General features: G+C 75.0%; 20 protein-coding genes. 8 read left to right on the forward strand and 12 right to left on the reverse strand.

Annotated features, from left to right (window positions below; translation table 11 throughout):
* Position 1 precedes the first annotated feature (1 nt).
* A complete protein-coding gene (locus tag ACP7CD_RS15290; RefSeq protein WP_035925937.1) occupies positions 2 to 580 on the reverse strand; it encodes a hypothetical protein in 579 nt (192 codons plus the stop codon).
* A 271-nt stretch (positions 581 to 851) separates the two neighbouring features.
* Between ACP7CD_RS15290 and ACP7CD_RS15295 the strand changes: the two genes are divergently transcribed.
* Positions 852 to 2,207, forward strand: a complete 1,356-nt coding sequence (locus tag ACP7CD_RS15295) for a phosphoribosyltransferase family protein (protein ID WP_426120562.1) — start codon at positions 852 to 854, stop codon at positions 2,205 to 2,207.
* Positions 2,204 to 3,529: an erythromycin esterase family protein gene (locus ACP7CD_RS15300; RefSeq protein ID WP_426120564.1), complete on the forward strand. Its 1,326-nt coding sequence runs from the start codon at positions 2,204 to 2,206 to the stop codon at positions 3,527 to 3,529. The genes ACP7CD_RS15295 and ACP7CD_RS15300 overlap by 4 nt, the downstream gene beginning before the upstream one ends.
* 20 nt (positions 3,530 to 3,549) lie before the next feature.
* Here the strand turns inward: ACP7CD_RS15300 and ACP7CD_RS15305 are convergent, their stop codons facing one another.
* Entirely contained in the window at positions 3,550 to 4,068 is a 519-nt protein-coding gene (locus tag ACP7CD_RS15305; RefSeq protein ID WP_229587239.1) for a hypothetical protein, read from the reverse strand.
* A 284-nt stretch (positions 4,069 to 4,352) separates the two neighbouring features.
* On the opposite strand from ACP7CD_RS15305, the gene ACP7CD_RS15310 reads away from it, so the two are divergent.
* The 4 genes from ACP7CD_RS15310 to ACP7CD_RS15325 all read left to right on the forward strand — a co-directional run bounded on the left by ACP7CD_RS15310 (position 4,353) and on the right by ACP7CD_RS15325 (position 6,383).
* A complete protein-coding gene (locus ACP7CD_RS15310; protein WP_031282283.1) occupies positions 4,353 to 4,769 on the forward strand; it encodes an Hsp20/alpha crystallin family protein in 417 nt (138 codons plus the stop codon).
* A gap of 163 nt (positions 4,770 to 4,932) precedes the next feature.
* Positions 4,933 to 5,364, forward strand: a complete 432-nt coding sequence (locus ACP7CD_RS15315) for a universal stress protein (RefSeq protein ID WP_035925940.1) — start codon at positions 4,933 to 4,935, stop codon at positions 5,362 to 5,364.
* Between the two features lie 76 nt (positions 5,365 to 5,440).
* Positions 5,441 to 5,869 carry a universal stress protein gene (locus ACP7CD_RS15320; protein WP_426120565.1) on the forward strand — a complete coding sequence of 143 codons (429 nt, stop codon included), beginning with the start codon at positions 5,441 to 5,443 and terminating at the stop codon, positions 5,867 to 5,869.
* An 85-nt stretch (positions 5,870 to 5,954) separates the two neighbouring features.
* A complete protein-coding gene (locus ACP7CD_RS15325; RefSeq protein ID WP_017832080.1) occupies positions 5,955 to 6,383 on the forward strand; it encodes a universal stress protein in 429 nt (142 codons plus the stop codon).
* Between the two features lie 9 nt (positions 6,384 to 6,392).
* Here ACP7CD_RS15325 and ACP7CD_RS15330 read toward each other — a convergent pair whose 3' ends face one another.
* From ACP7CD_RS15330 to ACP7CD_RS15350, 5 genes are all read right to left on the reverse strand, one after another.
* The gene (locus ACP7CD_RS15330; protein WP_109222242.1) at positions 6,393 to 8,282 is read right to left on the reverse strand and encodes a heavy metal translocating P-type ATPase; all 1,890 of its coding nucleotides are present in this window, start codon (positions 8,280 to 8,282) and stop codon (positions 6,393 to 6,395) included.
* On the reverse strand, positions 8,279 to 10,696 hold the full coding sequence (gene ppsA / locus ACP7CD_RS15335) for a phosphoenolpyruvate synthase (RefSeq protein ID WP_426120567.1): 2,418 nt from the start codon (positions 10,694 to 10,696) through the stop codon (positions 8,279 to 8,281). The genes ACP7CD_RS15330 and ppsA overlap by 4 nt, the downstream gene beginning before the upstream one ends.
* Position 10,697: 1 nt before the next feature.
* Complete coding sequence (locus ACP7CD_RS15340; RefSeq protein WP_109222240.1) at positions 10,698 to 11,123, reverse strand: four-helix bundle copper-binding protein; 426 nt, start codon at positions 11,121 to 11,123, stop codon at positions 10,698 to 10,700.
* Positions 11,124 to 11,160: 37 nt separating this feature from the next.
* A complete protein-coding gene (locus ACP7CD_RS15345; protein ID WP_017832076.1) occupies positions 11,161 to 11,562 on the reverse strand; it encodes a hypothetical protein in 402 nt (133 codons plus the stop codon).
* 149 nt (positions 11,563 to 11,711) lie between these two features.
* Complete coding sequence (locus ACP7CD_RS15350) at positions 11,712 to 13,070, reverse strand: uracil-xanthine permease family protein (protein WP_017832075.1); 1,359 nt, start codon at positions 13,068 to 13,070, stop codon at positions 11,712 to 11,714.
* A 182-nt stretch (positions 13,071 to 13,252) separates the two neighbouring features.
* On the opposite strand from ACP7CD_RS15350, the gene ACP7CD_RS15355 reads away from it, so the two are divergent.
* Both ACP7CD_RS15355 and ACP7CD_RS15360 read left to right on the forward strand, forming a co-directional pair.
* The gene (locus tag ACP7CD_RS15355) at positions 13,253 to 14,314 is read left to right on the forward strand and encodes an iron-containing redox enzyme family protein (RefSeq protein WP_426120568.1); all 1,062 of its coding nucleotides are present in this window, start codon (positions 13,253 to 13,255) and stop codon (positions 14,312 to 14,314) included.
* Positions 14,311 to 14,622 (forward strand): CDGSH iron-sulfur domain-containing protein, encoded by a 312-nt coding sequence (locus ACP7CD_RS15360; RefSeq protein ID WP_109222238.1) that lies wholly within the window; start codon positions 14,311 to 14,313, stop codon positions 14,620 to 14,622. Before ACP7CD_RS15355 ends, ACP7CD_RS15360 begins: the two co-directional genes overlap by 4 nt.
* A 3-nt stretch (positions 14,623 to 14,625) precedes the next feature.
* Here the strand turns inward: ACP7CD_RS15360 and ACP7CD_RS15365 are convergent, their stop codons facing one another.
* The 5 genes from ACP7CD_RS15365 to ACP7CD_RS15385 form a co-directional block, all read right to left on the reverse strand.
* Positions 14,626 to 15,510 carry an ABC transporter permease gene (locus tag ACP7CD_RS15365; RefSeq protein ID WP_081994338.1) on the reverse strand — a complete coding sequence of 295 codons (885 nt, stop codon included), beginning with the start codon at positions 15,508 to 15,510 and terminating at the stop codon, positions 14,626 to 14,628.
* Positions 15,507 to 16,688 carry an ABC transporter substrate-binding protein gene (locus ACP7CD_RS15370; protein WP_426120570.1) on the reverse strand — a complete coding sequence of 394 codons (1,182 nt, stop codon included), beginning with the start codon at positions 16,686 to 16,688 and terminating at the stop codon, positions 15,507 to 15,509. The genes ACP7CD_RS15365 and ACP7CD_RS15370 overlap by 4 nt, the downstream gene beginning before the upstream one ends.
* On the reverse strand, positions 16,685 to 17,437 hold the full coding sequence (locus ACP7CD_RS15375) for an ABC transporter ATP-binding protein (RefSeq protein ID WP_241975670.1): 753 nt from the start codon (positions 17,435 to 17,437) through the stop codon (positions 16,685 to 16,687). The genes ACP7CD_RS15370 and ACP7CD_RS15375 overlap by 4 nt, the downstream gene beginning before the upstream one ends.
* A complete protein-coding gene (locus ACP7CD_RS15380) occupies positions 17,413 to 18,504 on the reverse strand; it encodes an acyl-CoA dehydrogenase family protein (protein ID WP_109268624.1) in 1,092 nt (363 codons plus the stop codon). Before ACP7CD_RS15380 ends, ACP7CD_RS15375 begins: the two co-directional genes overlap by 25 nt.
* 125 nt (positions 18,505 to 18,629) lie before the next feature.
* A complete protein-coding gene (locus tag ACP7CD_RS15385) occupies positions 18,630 to 19,163 on the reverse strand; it encodes a DUF4242 domain-containing protein (protein ID WP_017832068.1) in 534 nt (177 codons plus the stop codon).
* Positions 19,164 to 19,397: the final 234 nt, after the last annotated feature.

The raw sequence follows: 19,397 nt of genomic DNA on the forward strand, positions 1-19,397 counted from the left end.
CTCAGCGGCGGGACGGGTGCTTCCCGTTGTCGCTGACCACCGGCCGGGGAGGACCCCACCGGTCACCGGCCGGGGTGGGGCGGTCCACGAACCGGCGGTAGCCGAGGTACAGCACCACGGCCAGCGCCACGGTGACCACGGCGAACGAGGCGACGGTGTCCTGCGAGACCAGGCTGCGGACCACGCTGTGCAGCAGCGTGAACAGACCGCCGAGCAGCACGCCGTGGGCGAGCACCGGTCGGCGCCGCTCCACCGCCAGGCTCGCCCCCAGCAGCACGACGGACGCGACCAGGGCGATCACGCCGACGTCGCGGCTGTACCGCATGTGCTCGACCTCCCACGCCCCCCGTTCGCGCTCGTAGGCCGCCCACTGCTGCTGCTCCTCCGGGGCGAGCTCGCGGGTCTCCCGCGCCATCGCGACCGCCGGGGGCGGCGCGGGCTCCTCCGGGCCGGGGTGGACCGTGGCGACGCCGAGACCCACGAACAGGGCCAGCAGCAGCCCCAGGAAGAACGTGTAGACCGTCCGCATGACCCTGCCGTCCGTGCGGTCCTCGGCGCTGTCCTGCGTGCGGTCCTTCATGCGGCGTGCTCCGTCTCCCCCGCCGGTGCGGGACGTCCGTCCAGGGCGCCCGGGTCCGCGGCCGGCCGGCCGCCGGGGCGTGCTCACATTGTGGGGCGGGCCTGCTCCGTTGTCCACGTCCGTCACCTGGCCCGCGGGCCTTCCACCGTGTTCCCCGCCTGCCTACGCTGGAGTCCTCCGCGGCGGCCCACGGGACCCGGGGGCGCGAACGGAGCCGGGCGAGCACCGGAGGGCGGTGGGCCGCGCGCCCGCCGGAGAGGCGGTGGGGACCATGGTGGTCTTCGAGAACAGGGTCGAGGCCGGGCGGCAGCTGGGGAAGCGGCTGAGGTCCCTGCGCGGGCAGGACGTGGTGGTGCTGGGGCTGCCCCGCGGCGGGGTGCCCGTGGCCCACGAGGTGGCCCGCATCCTGGACGCGCCGCTGGACGTCATCGTGGTGCGGAAACTGGGGGTCCCCTCCCAGCCCGAGCTGGCCATGGGCGCCATCGGGGAGGAGGGCGCCCGCGTGCTCGACGAGCGGACCCTCCAGTACTTCGGGGTGACGGACGCGCAGCTCGAGCAGATCGAGGCGCGGGAGCGGGCCGTGCTCGAGGCGCGGACGGCGCGCTTCCGGGAGGGCCGGGAGCGGGTCGATCTCACCGGGCGGACCGCCCTGGTCGTCGACGACGGCATCGCCACCGGCTCCACGGCCCGCGTGGCCTGCCGGATCGCCCGCCAGCTGGGCGCCGCGCGCGTGGTGCTGGCCGTCCCGGTGGCCCCGCAGGAGGCCCTGGGCCGGGTGGTGGAGGCGGACGAGGTGATCTGCCTCGCGACCCCGCCGTACTTCACGGCCGTCGGCTACCACTACCGGGACTTCTCCGCCACCGAGGACGACGAGGTGGTGGCCCTGCTGGGCGCCGCCCGGCGCCGCCACCAGCCGGAGCTGCCCGCGCCGCCCCGGGCGGGGCCGGCCGCGCACGGCTATCCGGTCGACGCCGACGTGCGCATCCCGGCCGGGAGGGAGCAGCTCGAGGCGCACCTGCACCTGCCGGCGCCCGGCGCCGGGGTGGTGGTCTTCGCCCACGGCAGCGGCAGCAGCCGGCGCAGCCCGCGGAACCAGTACGTGGCCTCCGTCCTGCAGCAGGCGGGGCTCGGCACCCTGCTGCTCGACCTGCTCACCCCCGGGGAGGAGACGGACCGCGGCAACGTCTTCGACATCGGCCTGCTCGCCGAGCGGCTGCTCCTGGCCACGGCGTGGCTGCGTGAGCAGCCCGGTTCCGCGGCGTCCCCGGTCGGGTACTTCGGGGCGAGCACCGGCGCCGGCGCCGCCCTGTGGGCCGCGGCCGAGCCCGGCGCGTCCATCGCGGCCGTGGTCTCCCGCGGCGGCCGGCCGGACCTCGCGGACGAGCGGCTGCGCTCGGTGCAGGCACCCACCCTGCTGATCGTCGGCAGCGAGGACTCCGAGGTGCTCGGCCTCAACCGGTGGGCGCAGGAGTCGATGCGCTGCCCCACCCGGTTGGCCGTGGTGGAGGGCGCCACGCACCTCTTCGAGGAGCCCGGCACGCTCGCCGAGGCCGCCGCGCTGGCCCGGGACTGGTTCCTGCGCCACCTCTCCCCGGCCGGGGAGCACGGCGACGGGACGTCCCGGTGAGCCCGCTCGGGCGCGGCCCCTCCCGGGAGGCCGGGGTCCTCGCGGAGATCCGCTCCCTCGCCCAGCCGCTGGAGACGGCGCAGGACCTCGACCCGCTCGTGGAGCGCTGCGCCGGCGCCCGGTTCGTGTGCGTGGGGGAGGCGTCCCACGGCACGCACGAGTACTACCGGTGGCGGGCCCTGCTCAGCCGCCGGCTCATCGAGGAGCACGGCTTCACCTGGATCGGGGTCGAGGGGGACTGGCCGGACTGCTGGCGGATCGACCGGTGGGTGCGCGGCGAGGCGGACCAGGACCTCGACGCCCACGGCGTCCTCGCGGGCTTCGAGCGCTGGCCCACGTGGATGTGGGCGAACGAGGAGGTCGCCGAGTTCCTCGACTGGCTCCGGGAGGAGAACGCCCGCCGGGCCGGCCACGAGCAGGTCGGCTTCTACGGCCTGGACGTCTACTCGCTGTGGGACTCGCTGCGGGAGATCATCGGCTGGCTCGGGACGAGCGCCCCCGAGGCGCTGCCCGCCGCGCTGCAGGCGTGGCAGTGCTTCGTCCCCTTCCACGAGGACCCGCACCGCTACGCGTGGCGGACGCGGATCGTGCCCGAGAGCTGCGAGGCCGACGTCGTCGCCCTCCTCGCCGAGGTGCGCCGGCGCACCATGGACCGGACGGCCGGGGACCCCGCCGCGTTCGACCCCGTCCTCAACGCCATGGTGACGGTCGACGCCGAGCGCTACTACCGGACCATGGTGCGCGGCGACCGGCAGTCCTGGAACGTGCGGGACGAGCACATGGCGGACACCGCGGACCTGCTCTCCCGCCACCACGGGCCCGGCGCCAAGGGCCTGGTGTGGGAGCACAACTCCCACGTGGGGGACGCCCGGGCCACCGACATGTTCGACGCCGGGCTGGTCAACGTGGGCCAGCTGCTGCGCGAGCGCCACCCCGCGCACGAGGTGGTGCTGGTCGGCCTCGCCTCCTGGACCGGCACGGTGGTCGCGGCGGAGGCGTGGGGCGCGGCCGAGGAGGTGCTCGCCGTCCCGCAGGCACGTGCCGGCAGCCACGAGGACCTCCTGCACCGGGCGCTGGAGGAGGACGCGGTGCTCGTCTTCGGCCGCGACCGCTCCGGGCCCTGGCTCTCCGGGAGGTTCGGCCACCGGGCCGTCGGGGTGGTGTACCACCCGTGGCGCGAGGCCGGCAACTACGTCCCCACCCGCATGGGGGAGCGCTACGACGCGCTGCTGTGGTTCGGGACGACCGCCGCCCTGCGGCCCCTGCACCACGAGGCCCCGCCCGAGGAGCCCGAGCTGGAGACCGAGCCGACGGGCTTCTAGAGGCGTCCCGGCGGAGCGGCTCAGACGCCGCTCTGCTCCCGGTGCGCCTCCTCGGGCGCGCCCGCCGGGGGACGGTCCTGGAAGAAGCGCCGGTGGCCGAGGACCAGCACCACCGCCAGGCCCACGCTCACGGCGACGAACGTCATGGTGGTCTCGCTGGAGGCGAAGCTGCGGCCGATGGCGTAGATCAGGGTGAACAGCCCGCCCAGCATCACCCCGTTGGTCAGCACCCTGTTGCGCTTCTCCAGCACGAGGCTGAGACCGAGCAGCACCACGGAGGCGCCCAGGGCCACGACCGCCACGTCGCGGCTGTAGCTCTGCTGCTCCTCCTGCCACTGCCGCCACTGCCGGTCGTTCTCCTCCAACTCCGCGCGCTGCTCCTCGGTCGGAGCGCCCCCCTCGGGCACGAACTCCATCCCCGCGGTCGGCTCCGGCATCTCCGGCCCCGGATAGAACGTCTGGATCCCCAGGCCCACGAACAGGGCCAGCAGGGCCCCCAGGAAGAACGTGTAGACGATCTTCATCACGTTGTTGTCCACCGCGGACACCCCGCTCTCTCCCGGTCCCCGGGGTGGCCGCCGGACGGCGACAGAACCCGTGGGGATGCCCCGATTATCGCCCTGTCGCACCTGCGAATCCAGTGTCCCCGGGGGCCGGTGGAGCGGGCCCCCGTCATCATGCGTCCCGGACCCCGCGGCCCTTACGCGCCCGGTCGGCGGTGTCTACGCTTGAAGGGTCGAGGCGGACCGCACCGGTCCCGCCGGCCGTCCGGGACGACGTCCCGGACGGCCGCGGCACCGGTGCCACGGGAAGGAGTCAGGTCATGGCCGGATTGATGCGCAGGGAGGGGCTGGAGATGCTCGAGCCCCTCCGACGCCTCCTGGAGGGGGACGTCGAGGCCTCCTGGCCCCGTGTGGAGGAGTACCGGGACGGCGACACCGTGGTGATCCGGGCGGAGCTGCCCGGCATCGACCCCGAGCAGGACGTGGAGCTCACGGTGGCCGACGACGTGCTCCACCTGCGGGCCGAGCGCAGGGAGCGGACCGAGCACAAGGACAAGGGCGGTTACCGCTCGGAGTTCCGCTACGGCTCGTTCTCCCGCGCCCTGCCGCTGCCCGCCGGGTGCCGGGACGAGGACATCAGCGCCGCGTACCGCGACGGCGTGCTGGAGGTGCGCGTGCCCGTCGCCGGGCACGTCGAGCCGCCCGCGACCCGGAAGATCCAGGTCACCCGCGGCTGAGGACGCCGCGCGCCGCCCGTGCGACGGCAGGCGGGACGGGGCGGTGCCGCCCGTCGGCCGTCATGCGGGCCCCGGGACCGGGGATCCGTTGTGACGGACCTCACCGGGTCCTATCGTGGAGACAGGCGGACCGGCCGGCCCGCCGGGAACAAGGGGGAACACCATGGGCGAGCCGTCGTCCGGAGGCCGGATCGTCGTGGGAGTCGACGGGTCCGGGTCGTCCAAGGCCGCGCTCCGGGAGGGAGTGCGGCTCGCCGAGGCCCTGGGCGCACCGCTCGAGGCCGTCATGTGCTGGGAGGACCCGCTGCTCTACGAGAGCTACCGCGTGGTGGACCCCGAGGAGTTCCGCCGCGGCAGCGAGCAGCTGTTCGAGAGCACCCTCGAGGAGGTGTTCGGGGAGCAGCGCCCGGCGAACCTGACCACCCGGCTCCTGCGCGGCCAGCCCGCCGCCCGGCTCATCGAGGAGAGCGAGGAGGCCCGGATGCTCGTGGTGGGCCGGCGGGGAACGGGCGGGGTGCTGGGGATGATCCTCGGCTCCGTCTCCTCGGCCCTCGTCTCCCACGCCAAGTGCCCCGTCCTCGTGGTGCGGCACTGAGCGGTCCGCCAGGTTCCTGGCGGCCGGAGCGCGCCCCGGGCACGGACCGCGGGCGCCGGAACGAAGGAGCTCGGCCATGGAGACACCGTCACAGCAGCGGATCCTCGTCGGCATCGACGGATCGGACTCCTCGAAGGAGGCCCTCCGGGCGGGGGACAGGATCGCCCGCGCCCTGGGCGTCCCGCTGACCGCCCTCATGTTCTGGGAGGGGCCGCCCCTCTACGAGGGCTGGGAGACCGTCGACCCGGACCGGCCGCCGGCCGGCAGCGTGGAGCTGCTCCGCTCGACGGTCGCCGACGTGTTCGGCGCGGACCCCCCGGAGCACGTGCGCGCCGAGCTGCTCCACGGACGGGCCGCGGCCCGCCTGGTCGAGGAGAGCGAGAACGCCCTGATGCTGGTGCTCGGGCGCCGCGGCCACGGAGGCCTGCGGGGCTCGGCCCTGGGCTCCGTCTCCAACGCGTGCATCGACCACGCCCACTGCCTGGTGCTGGTCGTCCGGCACTGACCGGCCGGCGCCGGCCACCCGGCGCGGGCCACGCGGCACCGACAGGCCGGCTCCCGGCAGCCGGCCCGGACAAGGAGGTTCGGTCATGAACGCACCGACGGACCAGCGGATCCTCGTGGGGATCGACGGCTCGGAGTCCTCGATGGAGGCCCTGCGACTCGCCGCGAGGCTCGCGGAGGCCCTCGACGCCCCGCTCGAGGCGATCGCGTGCGCGGGGGACCCCACCGTGCTGGACGCCGAGCTCCTCGTCGACGAGGAGGCGCTGCGCGCCAACCACGAGCGGATCCTTGCGCGCACGGTCGCGGCCGTCTTCGGGGAGGACGTCCCCGGCCGCCTGACCACCACGGTGACGCACGGCCGCCCGGCAGGCCGGCTCATCACGGAGAGCGAGACCGCGCAGCTGCTCGTGCTCGGCCGGCGCGGCCGCGGCGGGCTGCTCGGCTCCTCCCTGGGCTCGGTCTCCCACGCGTGCGTCTCCTACGCCCACTGCCCGGTGCTCGTCGTCCGGCACTGAGCCGGCCGGTCACCGTTCGCCGCGGGGCCCGCGGAGGGCGCGCAGGGCGTTGAGGATGGCCAGGAGGTCCACGACCTCCTGGCTGAGGGCGCCGAAGATCGCGGGGATCGCCCCGGTGGCGGCCACGAGCATGAGCACCACGGACAGGGCGATGCCCAGCCAGATGCTCTGCAGTGCCACCTGCATGGTGCGCCGGCCGATCCGCACCGCCGTCGCGGTCCTGGCGAGGTCCTCGGTGAGGATCACGACGTCGGCGGACTCACTGGCGGCGGTCGCGCCCCGGGCGCCCATCGCGACGCCGACGTCGGCGGCGGCGAGCACGGGGGCGTCGTTGACGCCGTCGCCGACCATGAGCACCGGACGGTGCGGGGCGCTGCGGACGGTGCGGACCTTGTCCTCGGGCAGGCACTCGGGCAGCACCCGGGTGATGCCCAGCGCCGCGGCGACGTGCTCCACGGTGGCGCGGGCGTCACCGCTGAGCACGAGGATCTCCCGGATCCCGAGCGCGGTCAGCTCGGCCATCGTGGCCGCCGCGTCCTCGCGCACCTGGTCGCTCATCACCAGGGTGCCGGCGAAGCGGCCGTCCACGGCCACGTAGACGGCCAGCTCGCCCGGCCCGAGCGCCTGCTCGACCACGTCCGGGGCGGAGCGGGCCACGTGGGCGCGCTTGCCGACCACCACCCGGCGTCCCTCCACGGTGGCGGTGACCCCGTGGGTGGCCTCCTCGTGAGCCTCCTCGGCCGGGGCCGGCGCGAGCCCCCGGGCGAGCGCGGCGTCCCGCACCGAGGCGGAGAGCACGTGGGAGGAGTACTGCTCGGCGGACGCCGTCAGGCGCAGCAGCTCCTCCTCCGGGAACGGGGGGCGGGCGTGGACGGCCAGCAGCTCGGGGCGGCCGTAGGTGATCGTCCCGGTCTTGTCGAAGGCCACGGTGCGCACCGCGGCGAGCCGCTCGAGGGTCCCGGCGTTCTTGATGATGACGCCGTTGCGCGCCGCCCGGCTCATCCCGCCCAGGAACGCCACGGGGGCGGCGATCAGCAGCGGGCAGGGGGTGGCCACCACGAGCACCTCCGCGAAGACCACCGGGTCCCCGTGGTACCACCACGCCAGCCCGGCCACGAGGAGGGCGAACGCGGTGAAGGGCACGGCGTAGCGGTCGGCCAGGCGCACCACCGGCGCTCGGGACTCCGCGGCCTCCCGCACCATCGCCACGATCTGGGAGTACTGGCTGTCCGCCGCGGTGGCGGTGGCCCGCAGCACCACGGCCTGCTGCTCGTTGAGGACGCCCGAGAGCACCGGCTCCCCGGCGCGGCGGGTCACGGGCAGGCTCTCCCCGGTGATGGAGGACTCGTCGAAGTCGGCCTCCGCGCCGACCAGGCACCCGTCCACGGGGACGACCTCGGCGGGGCGGACCAGCAGCTCGTCCCCGGGGCGGACCTCCTCGACCGGGACGTCCTCGACGGACCCGTCCGGGTGCCGCCGGTGGGCCAGCACCGGAGCCCGCTCGAGCAGCGCGTTGAGCTCTTTGCGGGCCCGGTTCGCCGCGTAGTCCTCGAGGGCCTGGCCACCGGTGAGCATGAGGACCACCACGAGGGACGCCAGGTACTCGCCGACCGCCACGGTCGAGCTGATCGCCGTGACGGCCAGCAGGTCCACGCCCCAGTGCCCGGCGACGACGTCCGCGACCATGCCCCACGCCACCCGGGCGGCCACGACCAGGGCCCACCCGGAGCCCAGCCACTGCGCCGGCCCCGGCTGCCCGGCGACCAGCAGTCCCACGACCACGGCGCCCACGGCCAGGGTCACGGCCACGAGCGGATAGCGCCGCGGGAACTCGAGCAGCCGTCCCGCGCGGCCGGGCTCGACGTCCAGGTCGGGGCGTGCGCCCACCGAGAGGCTCATGCGTCCATTGTGCCCCCGGGCCCGGCCGCGAGGCGCCGCTCGGTCTCGGCGATCCGCCGCGCGGTGCGCAGGAAGCTGTCCGGGTTTAGGGAGATCGAGTCGATCCCCTCCCGCACCAGGAACTCGGCGAAGTCGGGGTGGTTGCTGGGCCCCTGGCCGCAGATGCCGATGGGGATGCCCGCGGCGTGGGCCTTGCGGATCGCCTCGCTGATCATCCGGGTCACGGCCTCGTCCCGCTCGTCGAACAGCGCCCGCAGGGCCTCCGCGTCCCGGTCCACCCCCAGGACGAGCTGCGTGAGGTCGTTGGAGCCGATGGAGAAGCCGTCGAACCGCGTGGCGAACTGCTCGGCCAGGACCACGTTGGAGGGGATCTCGCACATCATGTACACCTTCAGGCCGTGCCGCCCGCGCTCGAGGCCGTGCTCGGCCATCGTGGCCAGGACCCGGTCCGCCTCGCCCACGGTGCGGCAGAAGGGAACCATGACCACCACGTTGTCGAAGCCGATGCGCTCGCGCACCCGCCGCAGCGCCCGGCACTCGAGGGCGAAGCCCTCCCGGTACCGGGGGTCGTAGTAGCGGGAGGCTCCCCGGAAGCCGAGCATCGGGTTCTCCTCGGGCTCCTCGAAGGCCGCCCCGCCCACGAGGTGGGCGTACTCGTTGGACTTGAAGTCGCTGAGCCGCACGATCACCGGCCGGGGGTGGTACGGGGCGGCGAGCTTGGCGAGGCCCAGCGCCAGCGTCTGCACGAAGTACTCCTGGCCGTCCGGGAAGCCCGCCGTCAGCTCCGCGATCCGCCGGCGGTCCGCCTCGTCCCGGACCCGCTCCGGGTGCACGAGGGCCATGGGGTGGACCTCGACGATGTTGTTGACGACGAACTCCATCCGGGCCAGACCCACCCCCTCGGCCGGCAGCCGCCACCAGCGGAAGGCCGCGGCGGGGCTCGCCACGTTGACCATGATCGCGGTGCGCGACTCCGGCAGCTCCCCGAGGTCGACCTCCGCGACGTCGAACGGGAGGGTGCCCTCGTAGACCGTGCCCCGGTCGCCCGCCGCGCAGGAGACCGTCAGCTCCTGGCCCTCCGGGATGGTCCGCGAGGCGTCCCCGGTGCCGACGACGGCGGGCAGGCCCAGCTCCCGGCTGACGATCGCCGCGTGGCTGGTGGTCCCGCCGTGGTCGGTGACGATCGCGGCGGCGCGCTTCATCACCGGGACCCAGTCCGGGTCCGTCATCTCGGTGACGAGCACCGACCCCTCCCGGAAGGACTCGATGTCCGCCGCGGTGCGGACCACGCAGGCCGGGCCGGTGGCCACGGCGTCCCCGACCGCGGCGCCCACCGCGAGCACGCGCCCCTCGCCCCGGAGGTGGTGGATCGTGAAGCGGGTCCCGCTGCGACCGGCCTGGACGGTCTCCGGCCTGGCCTGCAGGAGGAACAGCTCTCCCGTCAGCCCGTCCTTCGCCCACTCCAGGTCCATGGGGCGGCCGTAGTGGTCCTCGACGAGCACGGCCCAGCGGCCGAGCCGCAGGACGTCGTCGTCGCCGAGCACCCACGCCTGCCGCTCCGCGGGGGAGGTCTGCACGAGCCGGGTGGCGGCGGCCCCGGCAGGGGCGTCGTCGTCGTGGACGAGCTTGTGCAGCTTGGCCCCCCGGGTCCGCTCCACGATCGGGGCCTCCGCCACGTCGAGGAGGGGCTTGAACACGAGGTACTTGTCCGGGTCCACGGTGCCCTGCACGACCGTCTCGCCCAGGCCCCACGTCGCGCTGACCACGGCCACGCGCGGGAAGCCGCTCTCGGTGTCGATCGAGAACATCACCCCGGAGCAGCCGAGGTCCGCCCGGACCATCTCCTGCACGCCGACGGACAGGGCGACGGCGAGGTGGTCGAACCCCTTGAGCTCCCGGTAGGTGATGGCCCGGTCCGTGAACAGGGACGCGTAGCACCGCCGGCACGCCTCCAGCAGCTCGTCCTCGCCGACCACGTTGAGGAACGTCTCCTGCTGGCCGGCGAAGCTCGCGTCCGGGAGGTCCTCGGCGGTCGCGCTGCTGCGCACGGCCACGGACAGCCCGGCGCGGCCCGTGCGCGCGGAGAGCTCCCGGTAGAACTGCCGGATCTGCCGTGCCGTCCCCGCGGGGAACTCGCCGCGCAGGAACAGCTCGCGCACGGCGGCGCCGGTCTCCCGCAGCGTGGCACGGCCCGCGCGGTGGTCCTCGAGCCGGTCCCGGAGGGCGGGCCCGATCCCGTTGGCCTCCACGTAGGACCGGTACGCGTCCGCGGTGGTCGCGAAGCCCCCCGGCACGCGCACCCCCCGCGAGGCCAGCTCCCGGACCATCTCCCCGAGGGAGGCGTTCTTGCCGCCCACCCGGGGGACGTCCGCGATCCCGAGCTCCTCGAACCAGTGGACCTCGGGGGCGGCCACGTCAGCTCCTCCGGCTCAGCAGGTCCGCGCAGGCCTCGTCGCACCGCTCGCACGCCTCGGCCACGAGGGCGCAGTGCTCGTAGACCTCGGCGTGCCGCCGGCACACGTCCCGGCACGCCCGGGCCGCGGCCCCGCACGCCTCGAGCAGCGGCACCAGCACGGCCCGGCCGTCCCCGGGCTCCGGGAAGCCGAGGCGGGCCAGCACCTGGGCGGTGGCCGAGCCGATCACCGCGCAGTCCTGCTCGGCGCGCAGGCAGTCGCGGAGGTCCGCGACGGCGTCCTCCTCCACGCAGGCGTCGGCGCCGATCCGGCAGATCTGGGCGGCCTCGAGGCACGCCTCGATGCACCGGACCTCCGCCGCCCGCTCCTCGCGCGCGAGCTCGGGGGCGGCGGGGTGCGCCATCAGGGCGCGGCTGATCGTGCTCACGGGGTGTCCTCCCTCTGGTGGGACGGTACGGGCCGGTTCAGCCCGCGAGGCGGGACCGCGGGGCGGCTCCGCTCCGTGCCCCCCGGCGCGCGGGCTCGGGGGCCCCGGGGCGGCGGCGGGCGTTCGCCCACCCGGCGAGCCGGGTCACGGTGCCGTGGCCGGGGAGCTCGGCGGGGAGGACGAAGTCGACGGCGGGCGTGCCGCGCACCGCGTCCTCGTGCTCCGCGGCCCAGCGCAGCAGGTCCACGGCGACCGGTTCGACGTGGTGGGCGGTGGTGAGGTCCACGACCACGGCGATGTCCGGGGCGAGGGTGCGGGCACGGCGGACGAGGGGGCACAGAGCCCGGTGGTTGAGCTCGGTGACGCACCCGCTGACGACGAGCCGGATGTGCCGGCCGTCGAGGTCGACCTGGACGAGAACGGACGGTTTGTGGTGCATGGTCTCTCCCCTGCAGCTCGTGGTGCGCGGCCGGCTGCTCGGCCCTCCCGCACTCCACGCTAGGGGAAAGGAGACCTGGGTCACCAAGAAAGGTGGCCCCTCACCGGCACATTTCGTCTACCGACGAGTAGAGGGGTGTTCGGCGCAGCTCAGCCCAGGGGGGAGGGCAGCCGCGTGGTGTCGGGGGCGAGCGGGTCGCTGCCCACCGTCCCCCGCACGCGGGCCAGGAACGACATGAGGTGGTAGACCACGAGCGTGGCCGCCGTGCCGAGGGCGATGCCCGCGAACTGCAGCCCGGAGGCCTCCCACGTGTAGTCGGCGATCCCGATGATCATGGCCACCGCGGCGGTGGTGAGGTTGACCGGGTTCGAGAAGTCCACGCGGTTCTGCACCCAGATCCGCACGCCGAGCATGCCGATCATCCCGTACAGCACCGTGGCGGCGCCGCCCAGGACCCCTGCGGGGACCGTGGCCACCGCGGCGCCGAAGACCGGGAAGACGCTCAGCAGGATCGCCACCACGGCTGCGACCCAGTAGGCCGCCGTCGAGTAGACGCGCGTGGCCGCCATGACGCCGATGTTCTCGGCGTAGGTCGTGGTGCCCGAGCCGCCGCCCGAGCCGGCGATCATGGTGGCGAGCCCGTCGGACATGATCGCCCGCCCCATGTACGGGTCGAGGTCGTCGCCGGTCATGAGCGCCACGGACTTCACGTGCCCGATGTTCTCGGCGACCAGCACGAGGATGACGGGGACGAACAGGCCCATCAGGGGCAGGTGGAACTCGGGGGTCTGGAACGGGGGCAGCCCGAAGAGGCCCTGCTGCTGCCAGGCGGTGTCGATCCGGCTGAAGTCCACCTCGTCGCGCAGCACCGCGGTGACGTAGCCGATGGCCACGCCCAGCAGGATCGACAGGCGCCCGGGCAGGCCGCGGAAGAGCACCGAGACGAGGATGATGGAGGACAGCGTCACCAGTGCGGTGACGGGGGCCTCCATGAAGTTGTCCTTCGCGGACGGCGCCAGGTTGAACCCGATGAGCGCCACGATGGTGCCCGTGACCAGCGGCGGCATGAGCTTCTGGAGCCAGGCGGTGCCCGCGAACTGCACCACCAGGCCGATGAGGAACAGCGCCGCGCCGGCCATGAGGACCCCGCCCAGCGCGCCGCCGGGACCGTACTGGTTCATCGAGGCGGTGATGGGGGCGATGAAGGCGAAGGACGAGCCGAGGTAGGAGGGGACCCGGCCGGCGGTGACCACCAGGAACAGGATCGTGCCCACGCCGGAGAAGAACAGCGTGGTGGACGGCGGGAAGCCCGTGATCAGCGGCACCAGGAACGTGGCGCCGAACATGGCGACCACGTGCTGCGCGCCGATGGTGACCGTCCGGGGCCAGGTGAGCCGCTCGCGCGGCCTGACGACCTCCCCGGCAGTGACGGTGCGGCCGTCGCCGTGGAGGCGCCAGCCCAGGCCGAGGCGGGTGGCGATGGTGCGTCCGGGCACGGGGGAACTCATGCGGGTCTCCTCGACGGCGGGGTGGGAGCCCGGATCCGGGCCTCCACCACTGTACTCGGTGCTCCGCCGGGCGGAGCGGGGGGCCGGACCCGGCGCTGTCGGAGGCCGTCCATATGATCAGCACGGTGATGGAAACTATGATGGTGGGCGATCACCCCCCGCGTCCGGACAGGAGTCGACACATGCGTCAGCCACAGCCACGAGGGCCGCTCGGCGAGGACCTCCTCGCGGTGCTCCGGGAGGAGCCCGGCACCCCCGGGGCCGAGGCCCGGGCCGGGGCGCTGCCGGCGGCCGCCCGCGCCGCCGTGTCCCGCGCGGACGGCGTGCTCGCCGACGACGACGTCCAGCTCAGCCTGTTCGTCCTGCACGCCCTGCACTACCAGGGCGTCGACGGGGTCGACGACCGCTGGGAGAGCGACCCCGAGCTGCTGCGCGCGCGGGAGGTCCTCTCCGGCGCGCTCGAGGCCGAGCTGCGCGCGGAGCTGCCCGCCGACACCGTGCCCGGCACGCCGCAGGCGGTCGCCGACGCCCTGTTCGCCATCGCCGCCGACGACGACGGGCCGAGCCTCGCGCGCCACCTCTCCGGCCGGGCGGACGCCGGGCAGGCCCGGGAGTTCCTGCAGCTGAAGTCCGTCTACCAGCTCATGGAGGGCGACCCGCACACCTGGGGCATCCCCCGGCTGAGCGGCCGGGCGAAGGCCGGACTGATCGAGATCCAGGTCGACGAGTACGGCGGCGGCGACGCCGCGCGCATGCACTCGGCCCTGTTCGCGGCCGGGATGCGCGAGGCCGGCCTCGACGACTCCTACGGCAGCGCCGTGGACCGGGTGCCCGCCGAGTGGCTCGCCGGGGTCAACACCGTCACGATGTTCGGTCTGCACCGCCGGCTGCGCGGCGCGGTGGTGGGGCACCTGGCGATGTACGAGATGACGTCGTCGGTGCCCTCCAAGTTCCTGGCGCGCGGCTTCCACCGCCTGGGACTGCCCGCCGCGGCGGCGTTCTACGACGAGCACGTCGAGGCCGACGCCGCCCACGAGCAGATCGCGGCCCGGGACATGGCCGGCGGCCTCGTGGTCGACGAGCCCGCCGTCGCGGCGGACGTCTTCTTCGGCGCGCGCTGCGTCCTGCACCTGGACGCGCTCGCCGCCCGCCACGCGCTCGCGCGGTGGGAGGCGGGGGAGTCCGCGCTGCGCCCGGCCGCGGCGGAGCCGTCCCGGCGCGGCGCCGCGGAGCTCGTCCGGTGAGCGCGGCGCACCGCCCCGAGGACGTCCGGGCGGTCCCGGGCCCCGCCCCGGCCGCCGAGCCCGTGCCCGAGTCTGCGCCGGTGCCCGACCCCGGACCGGCCGCTGCTGCCGGGTCCGGCGCGGCGGCGACGATCACCGTGTGCCCCGACGGCCCGCTGCTGGTGCGCGGGGGCTACGAGCTGCTGGACGGCGACGACCGGCCCATCGACCCCGGGCGCGCCACCGTGGCGCTGTGCCGCTGCGGGGCGTCGTCCATCAAGCCGTTCTGCGACGGCTCGCACAAGCGGGCCCGGTTCCGGGCCCGCTGAGGCTCAGCGGCGCGGTCCCGGCTCGCGCAGCAGCCACTGGGCGAGCTGGTCCAGCGCCATGCCCAGCAGGCCGATGACGAGGATCACCACGAGCATCTCGTCGTAGGCCAGCCGGTCCCGGGCGTTGAGGATCTCGTAGCCCAGGCCGCTGCTGACCCCGAGCATCTCGGCCGGCACGATGACCACCCACGAGATCCCCAGGGCCAGCCGCACCCCGGTCATGACGAACGGCCGGATGCTGGGCAGCACCACGGTGCGCAGCCGCTCGACCGGGGTGGCCCCGAGCGTCTCGGCGACCCGCAGGTGCAGCGGGTCCAGGGCCTTGACGCCAGCGGCCGTGTTCATGGTGATCGGCCAGACCGCGGCGGCGGCCACGAGGAAGACGACGGGGGCGTTGCCCACCCCCAGCAGCGCCACGGCCACCGGCGCCCAGGACAGCGGAGAGACCATGCGCAGGAACTGCACCACCGGGGCGCTGGTCCACCGGAAGCGGCGGTAGGAGCCGATGAGCAGGCCCAGCGGCACGCCCAGGCCCGTGGCCACGGCCAGCCCGCACAGCAGGCGCCACAGGCTGGTCAGGCCGTCCTGGACCACCACCCCCCGCTCGGCCAGCGAGGCCACCGCACCGGGCATGCGCTCGGGCTGGAAGGAGGCGATCATGGTGTTCGCCCCGGCCGCGGCGTGCGTGAACGCCCACCACACGGCGATCGTGACCAGCACCCCGAAGGCCCCCCAGGCCGGGCCGGTCCAGCGGGACCCGGTGCGCCGGGGCGTCCGCGCCGGGGCGGGGCCCGCCGGGCCGGTCCCGGCCGGAGCGCCGCGGGCGGCGTCGTCGAGGTCGGTGGGGGACGCCGGGGTGTCGTGCGGGGCGGGGTGCGGCGCGCTCATGCGCTGATCTCCTCGGTCCGGGTGGTGCCGGTCATGCCGAAGGCGGCGAGGCCGCCGGCCTTCTCGATGCTGCGGGTCACGAGCGTGTCGTCGACGAGCTCGCGGTGCACGAGCGCCGGGTCCAGTCCGTCGAGGAACCCCGCCGGGGCGTCGACGACGGTGTCCTGCATGGCGCGGACCAGCTCCTCGGTGAAGCTCGCGTACGGGTAGGGCCGGAAGTCCAGGCGCTCGCCGTGCCAGTCCGGGTGGTGCAGGGCGTCCCCGTGCGCGGCGGCGGAGTAGGTCAGGGCCTGCTCGATCACGGGCCGGGGCTGGGGGAGGTAGCCGGCGGCCAGCAGCGCCGCGGTCTCGGGGCGGTTCTGCCGGGCCCAGGCCTGGGCCCGGACGAGGGCGTCCATGAACCCCGCGGCGTGCGCGGGACGGTTGCGGAGGAGCTCGCCGCGCATCATGGTCACGCAGCACGCGTGGTCCCGCCACACGTCGCCGAGGAACCGGTGGATGTGCCCCACCTGCCGCGCCTCCGCGGCGGCGTTGAACGGGTCGGCCACCACGTACCCGCCGATCACGCCGTTGTTCAGCGCGGGGAGCATGTCCGAGGGCGCCATGGGCAGCAGGGCCACCGTGCGCCGCTCCCGGGACGGGTTCTCGCGCATCACCGGGGTCAGGCCCGCGGCCCGCAGCAGCTTCTGGACCACCACGTTGTGCACGGACCACCACGCCGGGATCGCCACGGACTCCCCGGCCAGGTCGGCGATCTCCGCCACGTCCGGGCGGACCGTCAGGGCGGAGCCGTTGGTGTGGTTCCACGCGGTGATCCGCACGTCGGCCCGCAGCCCGTAGCGCATGTACAGGGCCATGGGCATCAGCAGGTGGATCGCGTCCACCTTGCCCGCCACGAACGCCTCGGACAGCGAGGACCAGCTGCGGAAGAGCACGGGGTCGGCCACCGGGACGGCGGCGTCCTCGTAGTACCCGTTGGCGTGGGCGACCAGCAGGGGGGAGGCGTCCGTGATCGGGAGGTACCCGATCCGCACCGGGCGCTCCGGGTCGGCCGCGCCGCGCGCCTCCTGCTGGCTGTCCGCGTAGAGGGAGCCCGCGCCCCAGCCGAGCCCGGTGAGGGCCGCGGCCCCCGCCCCGGCCCGCAGCAGGACCCGCCGGCTCGGCCCGCCGGCGCTCATATGACCCAGTTCCCGGAGCCGTCGTCGGCCCCGCGGTAGTGGGCGAGGATCTGCTCGGCCGTCGTGCCGTCCTGCGCCGGGACCCACTGCCGGCGGAAGCCGCGCGGACCGGCGAAGAAGCCGATCCGGTCGCCGAGGGTGATCGCCTCGTCGACGTCGTGGGTCACGAGGAAGACCGTCAGGTCCAGCTCGGTCGCGAGCCCGCGCAGCCACAGCTGGAGGTCCTTGCGGGTCGCCGGGTCCAGGGCGCTGAACGGCTCGTCGAGCAGCAGCACGTCGGGGCGCACCGCGAGCGCGCGGCCCACCGACACCCGCTGGGCCTGCCCGCCGGAGAGCTCCTGGACGGGGGTGTGCGCGAGCGGGACCAGGCCGAGGATCTCGAGCAGGTCGTCCACGCGGGCGTCCTCGAAGCGGTCCCGGTTGCGCCGGTATCGCCCGCCGAGGGCGATGTTCTGGCGCACCGACAGCCAGGGGAACAGCCCGGGGTCCTGGAAGACGACGGCGAAGCGCTCATCGGCGCAGCCGAACTCGATGCTGCCCCCGTCCAGGGGCTCGAGCCCCGCGATCGCCCGCAGCAGCGTGGACTTCCCGGACCCGCTGGGGCCCAGCACCGCGAACGTCTCGCCGCTGCGCAGGGTCAGGTCCACCCCGTCGAGGGCGGGCGCGGAGGCCCCCGGGTAGCTCTTGCGCAGCCCGCGGACGGTGAGCGCCGGCGCGGCCGGGCTCAGGCCAGGTTCTGCAGCACCCACCGCAGGTGACCTTCCGTGGGGGACTGCACGGGCAGGAACGCGGCCTCGCGGGCCCGGCGGGCGGTGGGGGAGGACATGGCGTAGCCGCGCCCGCCCACGACCTTCCCCTCGATCCGGGTCGCCCGGCCCGTGAGCAGCGCGGCGTCCAGCCTGAGGGAGAACAGCTCCCGGGGGGCGGTCTCCCGGGGCGCCTCCGCCAGACGCAGGAGGTCGGCGCGCAGGCGGCGGTACTCGGCGGTCGCCTCCTCGAGCTCCTCCCGGAACACTTCGGCGACGCCCTGCAGGGCCTCGTGCGCGGCGGTCAGCGCGGCGGCCGAGAGGCCGAGGCAGAAGGCGGTCTGCAGCAGCAGGAACGGGCCGCGGACGGCGGCGAGGAAGGACGGGACGTCCTCGCTCAGCAGGTCCTCGGCGGGGTCGACGGCCACGCCCTCGAGGACGAGAACGCCCGAGGCCGTCGCGTTGAGCGCCATCAGGTTCTCGAGCAGGCGCACCGTCACCCCCGGTGCCGAGACCCGGGTCCGGACCACCACGCGGGTGCCGTCCTCCCGGACGGCGGGCAGGACCACGACGCCCTCGGGGTACAGGTTGGAGGCCCACGGCACGGTGCCGTCGAGGACCGGTCCCGCCGCGCCGGCGGTCAGCGTCACGGGGATCTCGCCGATGCCGGCGGCGTCCTTGAAGGCCGGCGCCATCGCCGAGCAGCCGGGCACGGCCCCGGAGCGCACGTCCGCGGGGATCTCCGTCCCGGTGGCGGCGAGGTACTCGACGGTCGCCCGGTGGGCCCACAGGGAGAACGCCGTGGCGGTGCACTCGGTGGCGAGGTCGAACACGACGGCCGCCTGCGGGGCCAGCGACCCGGTCAGGCCGAGGTCCAGGAGCCCCCGGGCGCCCAGCTCGCGCAGGGTCCCCAGCGGGGAGGCGGCGGCCGTGTCGACGTCGCGGGCCCGCGCCGCGGCGGTGCGGCGGACGAACTCGTGCTCGGGGTAGTCGACGAGCGGCGCGAGCAGGGGCCGGCTCTCGGGGTCCGGCCCGCCGGCCGTGGACGGGGAGCGCGTGGACTGGGTCATGGTCTTCCGTTCTGCCGGGGAGTGCGGGGCGGGGCTCGTCCGCTCGGCGGGCGGGCCCGGGCGTCGAAGCACCACGGCGGCCCCCGGCTCGCGGGGACCGCCGTGTCGTCGTGTGCTGCGGCCCGTCAGACGTTGAGCTTGAACAGCCGGTCGAACGGGGTGCCCACGGCCTGGCGGGCCCGCTCCACGGCCGCCTCGTCGGGGGCGTTGTAGAAGCACAGGCACTTGGCGGTGTCCTCGCGCACGTAGGTGCGCAGGAAGGAGACCTCGGGGACCTCGGCGTACTTCGGGGAGTTGGCCTTCTTGCGCGCCAGGTACTGCTCCATGGTGATCTCGGCGGGGATGTCCCACTCCACCAGGTACTGCGCGTCGCCCTTGAGCTTCTTGATGTCGTCGAGCTCGGCGCCCACGAGGCGGACGGCGTCGGGGCCGGTGACCTCCGCGGCGGCGTCCCCGGCGGCGGTGCGCACGGTCTGGGCGAGGCCCTCGGCGCTGTCGGCCTCCACGATCACGAACACCCGTCCGTGGTCTGCCGTGACCTGGGACTCGATGAACTCGGCGCCCGCCGCGGAGACGGCCTCGGAGACCGTGGCGATGAGCTGGGTCACGGCGTCCTTGGACGCGGAGGCGGGAACGATCTCGAGCAGGTGGAGCGACATGGGGGTTCCTTCCGTCGGGTCGGGGCGGCGTCGTCGCCGCTCGGGCACTCCTGCCAGGCTAGGCTCCTGCCCCCGGAAGGTCCCGGGATCCGTCACACTTCGCAACACGGGGCGTCCGGGCGGGTTCTCCTCGTGCCGGGGGCTCGCAGGGTGCACAATGCGCCCCGGTCCGCCCGCCCGGGGTCGGCGCCGGGCGGCGCCGTCTGCGGGTCGCTAGCCTGGGGGAGTGCGCGC

It is taken from the genome of Kocuria sp. LHG3120 (assembly GCF_049897445.1).
Classification (GTDB): Bacteria; Actinomycetota; Actinomycetes; order Actinomycetales; family Micrococcaceae; genus Kocuria; species Kocuria rosea.